The organism is Kitasatospora sp. MAP5-34 (assembly GCF_029894335.1).
Lineage (GTDB): Bacteria > Actinomycetota > Actinomycetes > Streptomycetales > Streptomycetaceae > Kitasatospora.
Window position 1 is genome coordinate 196,500 of record NZ_JARXZC010000006.1, and the last position, 13,391, is coordinate 209,890.

At 69.3% G+C, this 13,391-nt stretch carries 10 protein-coding genes; 3 read left to right on the forward strand and 7 right to left on the reverse strand.

The features are described from left to right. Positions 1–47 precede the first annotated feature (47 nt). From P3T29_RS09000 to P3T29_RS09010, 3 genes are all read right to left on the reverse strand, one after another. Positions 48–1,550 (reverse strand): FAD-binding oxidoreductase, encoded by a 1,503-nt coding sequence (locus P3T29_RS09000; RefSeq protein ID WP_280715765.1) that lies wholly within the window; start codon positions 1,548–1,550, stop codon positions 48–50. Between the two features lie 177 nt (positions 1,551–1,727). Further along, positions 1,728–3,206: a sodium:solute symporter gene (locus P3T29_RS09005; protein WP_280715766.1), complete on the reverse strand. Its 1,479-nt coding sequence runs from the start codon at positions 3,204–3,206 to the stop codon at positions 1,728–1,730. Continuing rightward, positions 3,203–3,457 carry a DUF3311 domain-containing protein gene (locus P3T29_RS09010; RefSeq protein WP_280715767.1) on the reverse strand — a complete coding sequence of 85 codons (255 nt, stop codon included), beginning with the start codon at positions 3,455–3,457 and terminating at the stop codon, positions 3,203–3,205. Before P3T29_RS09010 ends, P3T29_RS09005 begins: the two co-directional genes overlap by 4 nt. 236 nt (positions 3,458–3,693) lie before the next feature. Here P3T29_RS09010 and P3T29_RS09015 point away from each other — a divergent pair, with 236 nt between their 5' ends. After that, positions 3,694–4,509, forward strand: coding sequence for a PIG-L family deacetylase (locus P3T29_RS09015; RefSeq protein WP_280715768.1), 816 nt, complete (start codon positions 3,694–3,696; stop codon positions 4,507–4,509). A 279-nt stretch (positions 4,510–4,788) separates the two neighbouring features. Here the strand turns inward: P3T29_RS09015 and P3T29_RS09020 are convergent, their stop codons facing one another. After that, entirely contained in the window at positions 4,789–6,771 is a 1,983-nt protein-coding gene (locus P3T29_RS09020) for a potassium transporter Kup (protein ID WP_280715769.1), read from the reverse strand. A 177-nt stretch (positions 6,772–6,948) separates the two neighbouring features. Then, positions 6,949–8,454: a cytosine permease gene (locus P3T29_RS09025; protein WP_280715770.1), complete on the reverse strand. Its 1,506-nt coding sequence runs from the start codon at positions 8,452–8,454 to the stop codon at positions 6,949–6,951. A 651-nt stretch (positions 8,455–9,105) separates the two neighbouring features. Here P3T29_RS09025 and P3T29_RS09030 point away from each other — a divergent pair. Both P3T29_RS09030 and P3T29_RS09035 read left to right on the forward strand, forming a co-directional pair. Continuing rightward, positions 9,106–9,489 (forward strand): isochorismatase family protein, encoded by a 384-nt coding sequence (locus tag P3T29_RS09030; protein WP_280715771.1) that lies wholly within the window; start codon positions 9,106–9,108, stop codon positions 9,487–9,489. A gap of 424 nt (positions 9,490–9,913) precedes the next feature. Then, positions 9,914–10,828 (forward strand): C1 family peptidase, encoded by a 915-nt coding sequence (locus P3T29_RS09035; protein WP_280715772.1) that lies wholly within the window; start codon positions 9,914–9,916, stop codon positions 10,826–10,828. Positions 10,829–10,974: 146 nt separating this feature from the next. Here the strand turns inward: P3T29_RS09035 and P3T29_RS09040 are convergent, their stop codons facing one another. Then, entirely contained in the window at positions 10,975–11,229 is a 255-nt protein-coding gene (locus P3T29_RS09040; RefSeq protein WP_280715773.1) for a hypothetical protein, read from the reverse strand. A 271-nt stretch (positions 11,230–11,500) separates the two neighbouring features. After that, positions 11,501–13,291 (reverse strand): hypothetical protein, encoded by a 1,791-nt coding sequence (locus P3T29_RS09045; RefSeq protein ID WP_280715774.1) that lies wholly within the window; start codon positions 13,289–13,291, stop codon positions 11,501–11,503. Between the last annotated feature and the right edge of the window lie 100 nt (positions 13,292–13,391).

Genomic DNA, 13,391 nt, shown 5'->3' on the forward strand with positions numbered 1-13,391 from the left:
GCGCGGGCCGTCGGCGAATGATCCGGTGCTCTTCTCGCGCCGCTGTCTCAGGCACTCGCCACCGACTGGGGGAAGGTGAACACCTGGTCCGGGTCGTACTGTCGGGACACCGCCTTCAGCCGGGGCAGGTTCTCGCCGTAGTAGGCGGTACCCCAGTCCGGCAGGCTCGCGTCGATGTAGTTGACGTACGTCCCCGTCGCGCCCAGCGCCGCGAGCCCGTCCCGGACGGCGTCCACCGCAGCCGTGGCCGCCGCCTTGCCGGCGGGTGTGGTGCTCGCGTAGATCTGCGCCGAGGCGAGCGCCGAGCGGTGCGGGAAGGCCGTCTCGTCGGGGGCGAGCTCCGAGACCGCGCCGCCCAACGAGTCCAGCAGCAGGTCCACTCCGGTCCGCCCGGTCATCAGCTGCACCACCCGCTGCGCGTCCAGCGGAGCGTTCAGCACCCGGGAGACGGCGACGAAGGCCTCGCGCGGCAGCCGCCCGCCCTCGAACGTCGGGTGGCACTGCGCGATGGTGTCGTTCGCGCAGCCGGCCATGTACTTCATCGCGTCCAGATAGTTCTTGCCCTGTACGGTGCGCGAGCTCGGCTGCGTCGCGGCGGCGGCGATCAGCTGGTCCAGCAGCGGGTTCAGGGCGTCCGCCGCCCCGACGTAGCACCCGCCCACCCGCAGGGTCGGCGGCGTGCCGCTGGACACCACGCAGTTCGACCACAGCTCCGGCGGTGCGTCCGCCACCCACTGCTGCCAGGCCCCGACCACCGAAGCGGCTGAGCCGGCCGGGAAGCGCAGCGCGAAGACCGTGAGCGCGGGCGCCGGCTCGGTGCTGAAGGTGAACCGGGTGACCACGCCGAAGTTGCCACCACCCCCGCCGCGCAGCGCCCAGTACAGGTCCGGTTCGGAGCACTCGGAGGCGGTGAGCACCCGCGAGTCGGCGGTGACCACCTCCGCCGAGACCAGCCGGTCGCAGGTCAGCCCGTACTTGCGGGTCAGCACCCCGATCCCGCCGCCCAGGGTCAGCCCGCTGACACCCACCGTCGGGCAGGACCCGGCCGGCAGCAGCCGCCCGGCCTGCGCCAGCGCCGCGTACACCTCGATCAGCCGGGCTCCCGCGCCGACCTGTACCGTCCCGTCGGACCGCACCTGGACCTGCGCCATCGCCCGCAGGTCCATCACCAGCCCGCCGTTCGGCACGCTGTACCCGAGGTAGCTGTGCCCGCCGCTGCGCGCGGCGATCGGCACCCCGTGTCCGCGAGCCGCGTCCAGGCACGTCCGCACATCCGCCGCCGAGGTGCACCGGGCCACCGCCGCCGGCAACAGGCCGTCGTACAGCTCGTTGTACCCGAGCCGGGCGACGCCGTACCCCTGGTCCCCGGGCAGCAGCAGCCGCCCCGCGAGCCGCGCCTTCAACGCCGACCAGTCCGGCGGCGGCACCGGAGCCGCGCTCCGGGCCACCCCACGGGTCGCAGCCCGCGCCACCTCGCCGCAGGCCCCCGACACCACCATCGCACCGCCCAGCCCCAGCGCGGCCAGAAACTCCCGTCGATCGATCGTCATCTCATATCTCCCGGAGACCCGTCCGCACCGCGTTCCGACCACGCGGCCCTGCTTCGCGGCCATCCTCATGCGGGAACCGGCCGACGGCGCGCGGGGCTACACCCATCGGTGGACGCCACCGGGCCACGGCGACGCGGGAGCGCCGCCGGCCGGCCGCCCGCCGGAGGCAGTGACGCATCAGCCGGCCGTGCCGGGAAGCGGCTCGGCGGGCACTCGGGCGGGGGACCGGGTCAGGGCGGAGACGGCGAACAGTGTGGCGGTGTTGACCACGAGGGCGATGACGCCCACGTTGAGGTCTTTCACCGGCTGCGGCAGGAAGGGGAGCAGGTCGCCGACGGTGGTGTGGGTGAGGGTGACGACGGCGACGGTGGCGACGCCGGCGACGATGCCGGAGGCCGCGCCCTGCTTGGTGACCACCCGCCGGGTCGGCAGGCTGAGCAGCAGGGCCGGAAAGAGCTGGGTGACCAGGGCGTAGCCCATCAGCAGCAGGTTCACGAGGCTGCTGCCGCCCTTGAAGGTGAACAGCAGGGCCACCGCCGCGATCACGGGTACCAGTAGCTTGGCGAGCCGGCCGACGGCCTGGTCGGTGGCCGCCGGGCGGGCGAGCTGGTAGACGTTCTTGGCCAGGCAGGTGGCAGAGGTCATCAGCAGCAGTGAGCCGGGTACCAGCGCGGTGAGTACTCCGGCGCCGCCGACCACCCCCACGAACCACGGGTCGAAGGACTTGACCGTGATGCGCAGCAGGGAGAGGTCTCCGTCGGCGCCCTTGAGGCCCGGGACGGCGATGATCGCGGCGAATCCGGCGAAGAACACGAACAGCAGGATCAGCTGGTACAGCGGCAGGAAGACGGCGTTGCGGCGGAACACCCGGGGGTTCTTGGCGCTGTACGTGGCGCTGAAGCTGTGTGGCCACATGTAGAAGCCGAGCGCCGACAGCAGGACGGTCGAGGCGAACCAGGCCGGGCTGTAGCCCCTGTGACGCAGCGTCAGGAAGCCGGGGTCGGTGGCGTCGATCTGATGGAACATCTGTCCGATGCCGCCCGAGTAGTGCACCGGCAGGTAGATCCCGAGGAAGACCACCACCCCCAGGATCAGTACGTCCTTGACCACCGACGTCCAGGCCGAGCCGTGGATGCCGGAGATGATCACGTACCCGGCCAGGGCGACCGTGCCGATGACCACCGCGACGTGGGAGGAGATGTGGCCGTAGGAGGCGCTGGAGACGATGATCCCCAGACCGGTCAGCTGAAGCACCAGGTAGGGCACCATCGCCACCACGCCGACCAGCGCGACGAGTGCCCCGAGCAGCCAGCTGTCGAACTTCTTTACGAAGAAGTCGGGTTGCGAGACCAGCCGGTGCTCCTTGCCGAACCGCCAGATCGCGGGCAGTAGCCAGTAGGAGAGGACGTAGGCCAGCGAGGCGTAGCAGAGGATGTAGAGGGCCGGTCCGCCCTTGCCGTACGCCCAGCCGGCGGCGCCGAGGAAGGTGAAGGTGGTGTAGATCTCGCCCGCGAGCAGCACGAAGACGAAGAGCGTGCCGAAACCACGTCCGCCGACGGACCACTGCTCCAGGGTCATGTCCTTGCCGTGCCGGGCGCGCAGCCCGAGGCCGACCGCGAGGAGCAGGAAGCCCGCGATGACCAGGAGTGCGGTCATGACGTGGTCTCCTCGCCGTCGACGGGCTCACGGTTGGCGGGGTCCAGCCGGTAGACCACCGCCATGACGGCCGAGCTGGCGACCACCCAGAGGACGGACCAGAACAGGATGAACGGCACCCCGAGGACGTAGGGCGTCACCCGGTTGGCGAGAAAGACGCCGCCCAGGATGCCAGCGAAGGGGACCGCGCCGAGCAACGGGAGCAGCGCTCGGTTCGGCCGCGCTGTGCTGCGGGCAGGGAGAGGGCTCATCTGACATCCCATGGGTCGGTCGGGGAGGTGCGTGACGAGGTACGGCGGGACCGGGAGGTACTGCCCATGACTGTGCGCGCTCAACCATCTCCCAGGCAAGGTCGACAGGGCGGCAGGTCGGCGGGGCGGCAGGTCGCCAGGGTGGGCGGGTCCGGGGGAGCGGACCGCTTACGGTGGTACCGAGCGATCGTTTCGAACACCGTCCTCTCTCGGACTCTCTCGGAGGTTTGCAACCGATGGACCGTCAACTGACCCTGATGGCCGTACATGCCCATCCCGACGACGAGGTGCTGTCCACCGGTGGCGTACTGGCGGCCGCGGCGGCCGAGGGCATCCGTACCGTCCTGGTCACCTGTACCAACGGCGAACAGGGCGACGGGCCCGGTGGGGCCAAGCCCGGCGAGCCCGGCCACGACGAGGCGCAGGTCCGCGAACTCCGGCTGCGGGAGCTGAAGGAGTCGGTGGAGCTGCTGGGCATCACCGACGTGGAACTGCTCGGGTACCCCGACTCCGGCATGGTGGGCTGGGCGGCCAACGAGCGCCCGGAGGCCTTCGCCAACATTCCGCTGGAGCAGTCCGCCGGGCGGCTCGCCGAGCTGATGGAGCGTTACCGGCCGGATGTCGTCGTGACCTACGACGAGAACGGCGCCTACGGTCACCCCGACCACATCCAGGCGCATCTGATCACGGTGGAGGCGATCAGGAGGAGCGGCGTTCCGGCGAAGTTCTACCACACGGCCATTCCCCGCAGCCGGACGGCGGAGCTCTTCTCGTCGCTGCGTGAGAGCGGCGCCGACATCGGCGACTTCGAGCTGCCCGACGACTTCGGGACCCCGGACGAGCTGATCACGACCGTCGTGGATGTGTCCACCTACGTCGACCACAAGCGCAGGGCGCTGGAGGCCCATGCCAGCCAGGGCGACGGCATCTTCATGCTGCGGCTGCCCGAGGAGGGCCAGCGGCGGGTGTTCGGCCAGGAGTCCTTCGTCCGGCAGTTCAGCACCGTCCCCGCCCCGGACCACGAGGACGACCTCTTCGCCGGCCTGCGCTGACCCGGCCGGGGGCGAGGGGTACTCCGGGGCGGCGTGCGGCTGGACCCGCAGTCCAGGGGACGCAAAAGGGCCGTTCATTCGAACGGCCCAGTCATGCTCGAGAGGTGGCTGCTCCTACCAGGAGCGCCACCAACTCTGGCACGACGAAAGATGCATGGGCACAGCATGAGTCGGCGAGCGCCGGGCATCACTCACCCGGCTGTACGACGACGGAGTACGGGCGTCGCGGTACGGCCGGGGTCGTGAGGCCGACTGCCGGGAGTGCTGGGCCTTATCGGCTCACACCGAGACCTGGGCGCCCATGATGACGCACCGGTCGCTGGGCAGTCCGAAGTACGCGACGGGGCTGCTCGAGTTGTTGGCGAGCGTCAGGAACAGCCTCTTGCGCCACCGGCGCATGCCCGGCGCGTCGGTCCTGATGATCGTCATCCGCGACAGGAAGTAGGACACCTCCTCCACCTGCAGCCCGTGGATCTGGCCCGCGTCGGGGTGCTGCGAGGCGAGCCGCAGGACCTGTGGGATGTTCGGCTCGTCCATGAAGCCGAAGCGCGCGGTGAGGTGCGTGATGCCGTCATCGCTGTGGCCGAGGTCGTCGAAGGCGCACCGCTCCGCTTCGGGGATGTGCGGCACCCGTTCCACCACGGCCGACAGGATGACCACGTTCTTGTGCAGGGTGTGGTTGTGCTCGACGTTGGCGCGCAGTGCCAGCGGGGTGGTCTCGATGTTGGCGTTGAGGAACACCGCGGTGCCGTCGACCCGGTGCACGGGCGGGTCCATCGCGTCGACCTCGTCGACGAACGCGCGCAGCGGGCCCTCCAGCGCCGTCCGGTTCGGGGTGACGATCTGTCGACCCCGCTGCCAGGTGATCAGGAGCGTGAAGATCGAGAACGCGACCAGCAGCGGCAGCCAGCCGCCGTGGACGACCTTGGTCAGGTTCGCCGCGAAGAACGCGATCTCGGTCGTCAGGAACACGACGGCGCCGAGCGCGACCATCCAGATCGGCTTGCGCATCATGACGCGGGCCACGGCCAGGAAGAGGACGGTGTTGAGTACGAAGGTCGCGGTGACCGCCACACCGTACGCGGAGGCGAGCGCGGCGGACGAGCCGAAGCCCACCACCAGGGCAACGACCGCGCCGAACAGACCCCAGTTGATCACCGGCGCGTAGACCTGGCCGACCTCGTGCTCCGAGGTGTGCCGGATGGTCATGTGGGGAAGAACACCGAGCTGCACCGCCTGGCGCGTGACGCTGAACGCGCCCGAGATGACCGCCTGCGAGGCGATGACGGTGGCGATGGTCGCCAGGATCACCATCGGGAACTGCGCCCAGCCGGGCATCAGCAGGAAGAACGGGTTCGAGATCGCCGACGGCGAGCGCAGGATGAGCGAGCCCTGGCCGAGGTAGTTGAGCGTCAGCGTCGGGAAGACCAGGAAGAACCAGGCGCGGTGGATCGGTGACCGGCCGAAGTGGCCCATGTCCGCGTAGAGCGCCTCGGCACCGGTCACGGCCAGCACGACCGAGGCCAGCGCCACGAACCCGATCATCCCGTGGTCCACGATGAAGCGCAGGCCGTACACCGGCGACAGCGCCTTGAGGATCGCGGGGTGGCTCAGCACCTCGACCCCGCCGGTGGCGCCCAGGATGAGGAACCACACGGTCATGACCGGGCCGAACAGGTTGCCCACGAGGTTGGTGCCGTAGCGCTGGATCGCGAAGAGCAGCACCAGCACCGCGATCGTGACCGGGATCACGAAACTGCTCAGGCCCGGAGCCGAGACCTTCAGCCCCTCGACGGCCGACAGCACCGAGATCGCCGGCGTGATCATGCCGTCGCCGTAGAAGAGCGAGGCCCCGAAGATCCCGAGCGCCACCAGGAGCACCTTGGTGCCGACGGACTTGAAGTTGAGCTTCTGGACCAGGGCCGTGAGCGCCATGATCCCGCCCTCACCGCCGTTGTCGGCGCGCAGGATGAAGGTCACGTACTTGACCGACACGATCAGGGTGATCGCCCAGAACACCAGCGAGATGACCCCGTACACCTGGTCCGGCGTCGTCCCGACCGCGTTGTTGTCGGCGGTGAACACGGTCTGGATCGCGTACAGCGGGCTGGTACCGATGTCGCCGAAGACGACGCCCAGCGCGCCGAGGGTCAGGGCCGCCATGGCGGGGCGGTGGCGGGCGGAGCTGCTGCTGTCGGGCGCGCCGCCGGATTCAGGGGCGGTCGGTCGGTTGGGCGCGCTCTTAGCGGTTTCTATACTCATGATGGACGGAGATCATACGCATGGCGCCAACAGGCGACGGGGTGCCCCCGGTACCCGAACCGGTCGCGCCTCGGTCGCCCGCCCGGCCGCCGGCTCGGGTGAGCCGGCGGCCGGAGGGCGGCGCCAAGGCGTTCGCGCGTCCGTGTGTTCGCGCGCTCGTCCGCTCGCGCGCTCGCGTCAGACAGTGACCTGCTCGGCCTGCTCTGCCTTCTCGGCGCGCTCAGCGTGCTCGGCCCTGGGACCGGCGGTCTCCTCGGTGGTGGCGGAGGTGTTCTCCCGGGGCGTGGGGAGCAGGGCCATGATCGCGCCGGAGATCACGATGGTCGCCGCCCAGGCGAGCCCGTACTTGCCGATGGGAGTGCTGGAGAACGGGCCGGCGAACCAGTCGCACTTGGTGAAGGCGAGCCCGATCAGCAGCGCGAGCACCCAGGACACCATCGCCTGCCAGCAGAAGCCGCCCACGTACCAGTACCGGCTGCTCCGGCCGGTGTCCATCAGCGCGGCGGCGTCGTAGCGCACCGCACGTGACCGGCGCCGGAACATGTCCACGGCGTAGACGCCGATCCAGGCCGAGAAGGAGACGGCGAGCAGGATCAGGAAGGTGATGAAGGAGCCCAGGAAGCTCTTGGCGACCAGCATCAGCAGCAGGCCGCCGACCAGCGAGATCACGGCGTTGATGCTGACGGCCATCGCGCGCGGCAGCTTGACGCCCATGGTCTGGGCGGTGAAGCCGGCCGAGTACATCGAGAGGCTGTTGATCAGCAGCATGCCCACGATGGCGGTCAGCAGGTACGGCACGACCAGCCAGGTGGGCAGCAGATCGCCGAGGAAGGAGACCGGGTCTGCGGCCTGCGCCAGACCGGGCGAGGCCACCGCCATCACGGCACCCATCAGCACCATCGGCACCATGACCAGGCCGGCGCCGGAGACCGTCACGCCGACGATCTTCCTGCCGGAGGCGGCGTGCGGCAGGTAGCGGGCGAAGTCCGGGCCGGTGGGGACCCAGCTGATGCCACCGGCGGCGATGGTCCCGATCCCGGCGATCATCATCGCGGTGGTGCCTGCGGGCTTTGAGAAGACCTCGCTCCAGTGCATGTGCACGATCAGGTAGCCGAGCACCAGGACGCTGAAGACGCCGAAGAGGTACGTCGACCAGGTGTTGCAGACGTTCAGTGCCTTCCGGCCCAGGCCGGAGACCAGGAACGTACAGGCGACGAAGAGGAAGAGCGTGATGACGATCAGTGCGGTGTTGCTCTTGACACCGAAGACCAGGTCGAGAACGGTCAGCACGGCGTAGGCACCGGTGACGGCGTTGATCGTCTCCCAGCCGAACCGGGCGACCCAGAGGATCGCGCCCGGGAACAGGTTGCCGCGCACACCGAAGGTGGCCCGCGAGAGCGTGGCGCCGGGCGCCCCGCCCCACTTGCCGGAGACCGACAGCAGGCCGACCATGCCGAACGAGGCGACCGCAGCGCACGCCGCGACGATCAGGACCTGCCAGAAGTTGAGCTGGTTGAACACCACCAGGGCCGCACCCATGGTGAGCAGCAGGACGCTGATGTTCGCCGCGACCCAGGTCGGGAAGAGCTCACGGACTCTGCCGTGCCGTTCGTGGTCCGGGACGGGTTCGATACCGCGGGTCTCTATCGCGCCGTCGGTGTCGGCGGTGGACAGGTTGTCCATGTGGTGGGCTCCGGGCGTGTGAAGCGGGGATAAATCAGACATGTGAAACATTTATGGAACTCTTCGCGCGTAGCGCGCGGATTGGACCATCGTACTTTGCTCCAGATGTGACTGGATTGATGCCATTGGTCCCCAGGGGGCACCGGGAGAGGTGAGGTGCGGACCGTAGGGTCGTCGCCGGCGTAGAGAGGTGTTGGATGTCGGCGATGTTCTTGGTGGTGAGCATGTACCCGGTGGCGTTCTCGGCGCGGGACGGGTAGCCGCCGTCGAAGTCGGTGGGCGGGTAGGCGAGCAGCTGGGCGGGCACGTCGGCCGTCTCCGCCATAGGACGGGGTGATGTTGAGCATCGCAGGCCGGCAGCCTGCGGCCGTGAGTGATCAATCGACCCTCAACGGGGACGGTATCGGCCCGGCCAGGGGCACGGCTGGATATGCAAAGGCGGCGGACAGGCCGGCGGTCCAGTACGAGGAAGTCACCTTCGGCGAAGTCCACCGCGACGTGCTGCAACTGGTTCTCGCCCGAGGGGCCCGGCGGACACCTTCCGATACCTTGCCCGGGGGCCCACGAAATATCTGACGCACACTCAGTTAACGTCGGTGACAGGTTCATTCGGTTGGCCGGGGGAATCGGGTGTTTCCGATGCGATGACAGGTGGAGGTGTGCGCGGCACCGCCCGCGATCTCCGCGACGGCCGCCGGGTACGACGCGTACGTCGCCGTGGACGCCTCGGGCACCTTCAGCCAGGCCAAGCGGGAGGCCGGACTGCTGCGAATGCAGCAGGCGGGCGTCATCGTCAGCGACTACGCCACCCTCATGGTCGAGGCCCTGGCCGACAACGCCGCCCCCGAGGCTGGTGACGTCCACGCCGCCCTCGACATGCCGTTCGCCGTCCTGGTCGGCCGGATGTCTGCGGCCCACCGCGCATGGCGGCCCACCGGCCGACCGGTCGCCGGCGTCCTCCCGTTCCCAGCCCAGCGGATCCAGCGCCACGACGTCCTTGACGGGCTCATCCACGAGTACCGCAACATCGCTTGACGAAGATCAGCGCACCTGACGAAATCACAGGTCAGCGCATATGCGGGACTTTTGAAACCCTATAGGCCGGCGCACCCCGACCGGCGCGGAACAGGCGGTGCTGGGGCTGACCGCGCCGCTCCCGCTCGTCGTGGGCTGTCTGTCCGTCACTGACCGTGGCGTCGCCGCTCAGAACCGGAACCTGACTTCCTGTGAGTTTGCTGTCAATTCCTGGAAGAATACTGGCAACTTCCCGCCATTGTCATGTTTCGACCATGACATGTACAGCTCTGGGCCTCTACGGTGAGCATCTCTCTGGCTGACGTTGCGTCAATCAGGGCGAACCCCCACTTTTCGCTCTCCGTACCGGGCCGCCCCCACACGCGGTGCGGTCCGGTGTGCCGGCCGCCCCCAGCGGCCGCTGACCCCCACAAGGAGCTCATCCATGCGTTCCCGCATAGCCGCCGGCATCGCCGGTACCCTGGCGCTGTCGTCCTGCCTGGCCATGACCGGCACTGCCGCCGCGGTAACCTCCGATGCGCGGCCGGCCGGGCACCACGTGCACCACAAGCACTTCGCCACCGGCCTCGACCTGACCGCGCTCAAGGCCCACCAGCACGCGATGCGCCCCGCTGCGGCCACCGCCCAGGATCTGAGCGCGATCGCGCCGTTCGCCCGCTCCGGCGCGGCGCCGGCCAGCGCGGACCTGACCCGGTACGCGCTCTCCCCCGGCGACCAGGGCCAGGTCGGCTCCTGCGTCACCTGGGCCACCGGCTACACCGGCTACGGCGTCCTGATGAACGAGCAGGGCATCAGCGGCGCGCCGATGGCCCCGATGTACATCTACTCGCAGATCGCTCAGGGCAACGACCAGGGCACCTACGCGAGCGTCGCGCTGCCGATGGAGCAGCAGCAGGGCATCGACACCCAGTCCGACTACTGGCAGGGCACCACCGACTTCACCACTCAGCCGGACGCCGACGAGACCGCTAACGCGGCCAACTACAGGCTCTCGGGCTTCGTTCAGCTGCCCACCAGCGGCACCGCGGCGCAAACCGCGATCAAGGAAGCGATCTCCCAGGGCGAGCCGGTGCCGATCGGCTTCTCGGTCCAGCAGAGCTTCATGGACCTCAACTCCCAGACCGCGTCGGACTACAGCTACATGCCCGGCGACAGCAGCAGCGACCCGGTGGTCGGCGGCCACGAGATCACCATCGTGGCCTACAACGACCAAGGCGTGACGATCGAGAACAGCTGGGGCACCAGCAACTGGGGCAACGGCGGCTTCGCCAACCTCCCGTGGAGCTTCTTCGACGCGGGCGTGGTCGACGAGGCCCACGCGATGGGCAAGCTCGCCTGACGCACCGCCCGGAACCCGGCCGCGGCCGGGTTCCGGGCGGACGGTCGCCGCAAGCCTGGCGGCCCCATCGCCACGGCGGCTGCACCTCTCGGTGCACCGAGGACTGCACCGAGAAGTGAAGCACTGCGGGATCTTGGTGGCTAATTTCAACTTCTGTGCTGTGAGGCCGAGTTGGATTCCGTCGAAGTGGCGTTGGCGCGGTCGAGGGGCATGCCGTTCCACCAGGTGTGGAGTCGGATGAGGTTGCGGGCGGCGGCGTTCGGGCCAACAGCGACCTTGTCGCCGTCCTCGCTGATGCCGAAACTGCCGACCGCACCGAGCTGTACCAGCAGCTCGGGCTGGACCTGACCTACCATTCCGGAAAGCAAAATGTGCTGGTTGAGATGAATCTCAACCAGCACTTTCCTGATCCCCGTGGGGTATCAGTCGGTGTCCGAGGGGGGACTTGAACCACCGTCCACCCTGGAGTGGGCGTCTGCGGTGTTGGACCTGGGTAGGTCCTGATCTGCGGCGACCGCGTTGACGCTGCTCCGTCTCTTTGGGAGAACGGCGGGTGTGATGCCCGGTTCCTGTTAGCAGTTTGGTCGCGAGCAGGCTGCCGCGAAAGGCTGTGGGGAGGATTTCACCCGGAAGAGTGAGTTGCTGGGGATCGGCGGCGCATCGGCCCAGTGGTCAGCGTCGCCGTTTGCCCTTGCCACGAGTGCTGCGCTGGCGGGTGCGGGTGGCTTTCAGGCGGCCGAGCTGGGCGGAGCGTTGGCGCAGTGGGCCGTCGGCGAGGGTGCGGAGTGCGGCGAGTCCGGCTTGGTCGGGGTGGCCGGAGGCGAGTGCGGCGGTGATGATCTCGCTGGCCTGGCTGCCTCCTTGGGAGAACAGTGCTTGTGCGGTGGCGTCCGGGCCGCCAAGTTCGAGGAGCTGGAGCAGTTGCTCGGTGAGCATCAGCAGCTGTTCGGGCTCGGTGAGATCGTCGGGGTCGAGGATTTCGTGGTGGGTGAGGACGCTGAGTGCGGTCGGGGCGAGTTGCCGGTCGTCGCGCAGGGTGCGCAGGAGCTGTTCCCCTTCGCCGTCCGGCAGTGAGGTGGTGAAGATGTCGAGCAGTACCTGGGCGCGGGTGTGCCATGGTGTGTCGCGTACGGCCTGGATGAGCTCGCGCAGGGCGGGGTCGCTGCCGCCGCGTGCGTCGGTCCAGGCGGCGAGTTCGAGGCGCGCGGATGCGGGGTCGTAGTGCTCGGCGAGGACGCCGAGCAGTCCGGCGGCCGGGGCGCTGGTGAGTTCGCCGATGAGGGGTGCGTCGCGGCCCTCGGCGAGTAGCCGTAGCCGTACGGCGTGGGTGCCGAGGTCGGTGAGGCGGATCAGTTCGACCGGGCCGGTGGTGAGTTCGTCGCGCAGCTCCTGGGAGCGGCGTGGTGCGTCGGGGTTGGGTGCCGGGGTGCCGAGAAGGGCGGCCAGCTCCGGGGGCATGCCCGGTGGCAGGTCCGGTGCGGGCGGTGTGGCCGGCAGGTCGAGGAAGGCCGGATGGGCCGTACCCTGTTCGCGGGTGATGAGGCCGAACTGCTCCAGGGTGTCGAGGACGTCTCGAAGGTCGGCGTCGGCCTGCCGCAGCCAGAACTGTTCCTGTGCCAGTTCCTCGCCGGTGAGGTGGAAGCGGGTGTCGTAGGCCAGGTGCGTCGATTCACGCAGCCGGGGCCAGGGCATGGGGTGCGGGATGCTGTAGAGGGTGTTGAGGATGTCGGGCAGAAGGTCCTCGTACACCGCGAACAGCATGGAGGTGGGCCGGTAGCCGTCCCGGTCGCCGATCAGCGCCTCGCGCAGCTCGAAGAACGCCTCGAAGGCCCGCAGCCACAACGCTAGCGGGTCCTTGAGCAGCGGCTGCGCCTTGGCCACTGCGAACAGGCGGCCCTTCGCCGCGCGGACCACACGGGCTTTCTTCGCCCACTCGAAGACCACGTTGAGGCGCGGCAGATCAGTACTGCTGCGCGGCGAACCGGGCCGGTCGCCGGTGGAGAGCAGTCCCGCCAGCTCCCGGGCGTCGACGAGCTTGAGCCGCCCGAGCTTCGTCAGCTCCCGCCCGTCCTTGCCAGCCCACTGCGCGAGCGCGGCCAGCTGACCCGTGAGCGGGACGGCCACGGCGGCGGCCCGCAACTCGTCCTCGCTCGGAAGCGTGACGGGCAGCTGCGACTCGGCACGGTCCATTGTGGCCGGGCCGGTGAGGCGGTGACGGCGGACGATGGCCTCCAACGCCGCCTCGTCGTACGGGATCTGGCCGCGCTGGGCGCGCTCGGTGAACCGGTTCATCGCGCGCTGGTCGAAGATGTCGACGCCCTGCTCGGCGGCGGTGGTCGCCCAGAACTTCGCCATGCCCCAGCGGGTGCGGTCGGCCATCGCCTCCGCGTATCCGGGCGAGACCGCGTCGATCACGCGCTCCAGCACGTCGAGCGGCTCACCCCGCGGGTCCTCGAGCCTCATCGCGCTGAAGTTCCCCCCTGATCCTGGACAGCGGTTGCTTACGCTGCGGGGGTGAAGTCGTGCTGCAGCCTGGCTCGGGTTTCGAGCGGGGTGAGGTACC

Excerpts from the sequence above, each read along its gene's own strand:
- P3T29_RS09000 (WP_280715765.1), bottom strand. The coding sequence starts at position 1,550 with ATGACGATCGATCGACGGGAGTTTCTGGCCGCGCTGGGGCTGGGCGGT.
- P3T29_RS09005 (WP_280715766.1), bottom strand. The coding sequence starts at position 3,206 with ATGACCGCACTCCTGGTCATCGCGGGCTTCCTGCTCCTCGCGGTCGGC.
- P3T29_RS09010 (WP_280715767.1), bottom strand. The coding sequence starts at position 3,457 with ATGAGCCCTCTCCCTGCCCGCAGCACAGCGCGGCCGAACCGAGCGCTG.
- P3T29_RS09015 (WP_280715768.1), top strand. The coding sequence starts at position 3,694 with ATGGACCGTCAACTGACCCTGATGGCCGTACATGCCCATCCCGACGAC.
- P3T29_RS09020 (WP_280715769.1), bottom strand. The coding sequence starts at position 6,771 with ATGAGTATAGAAACCGCTAAGAGCGCGCCCAACCGACCGACCGCCCCT.
- P3T29_RS09025 (WP_280715770.1), bottom strand. The coding sequence starts at position 8,454 with ATGGACAACCTGTCCACCGCCGACACCGACGGCGCGATAGAGACCCGC.
- P3T29_RS09035 (WP_280715772.1), top strand. The coding sequence starts at position 9,914 with ATGCGTTCCCGCATAGCCGCCGGCATCGCCGGTACCCTGGCGCTGTCG.
- P3T29_RS09045 (WP_280715774.1), bottom strand. The coding sequence starts at position 13,291 with ATGAGGCTCGAGGACCCGCGGGGTGAGCCGCTCGACGTGCTGGAGCGC.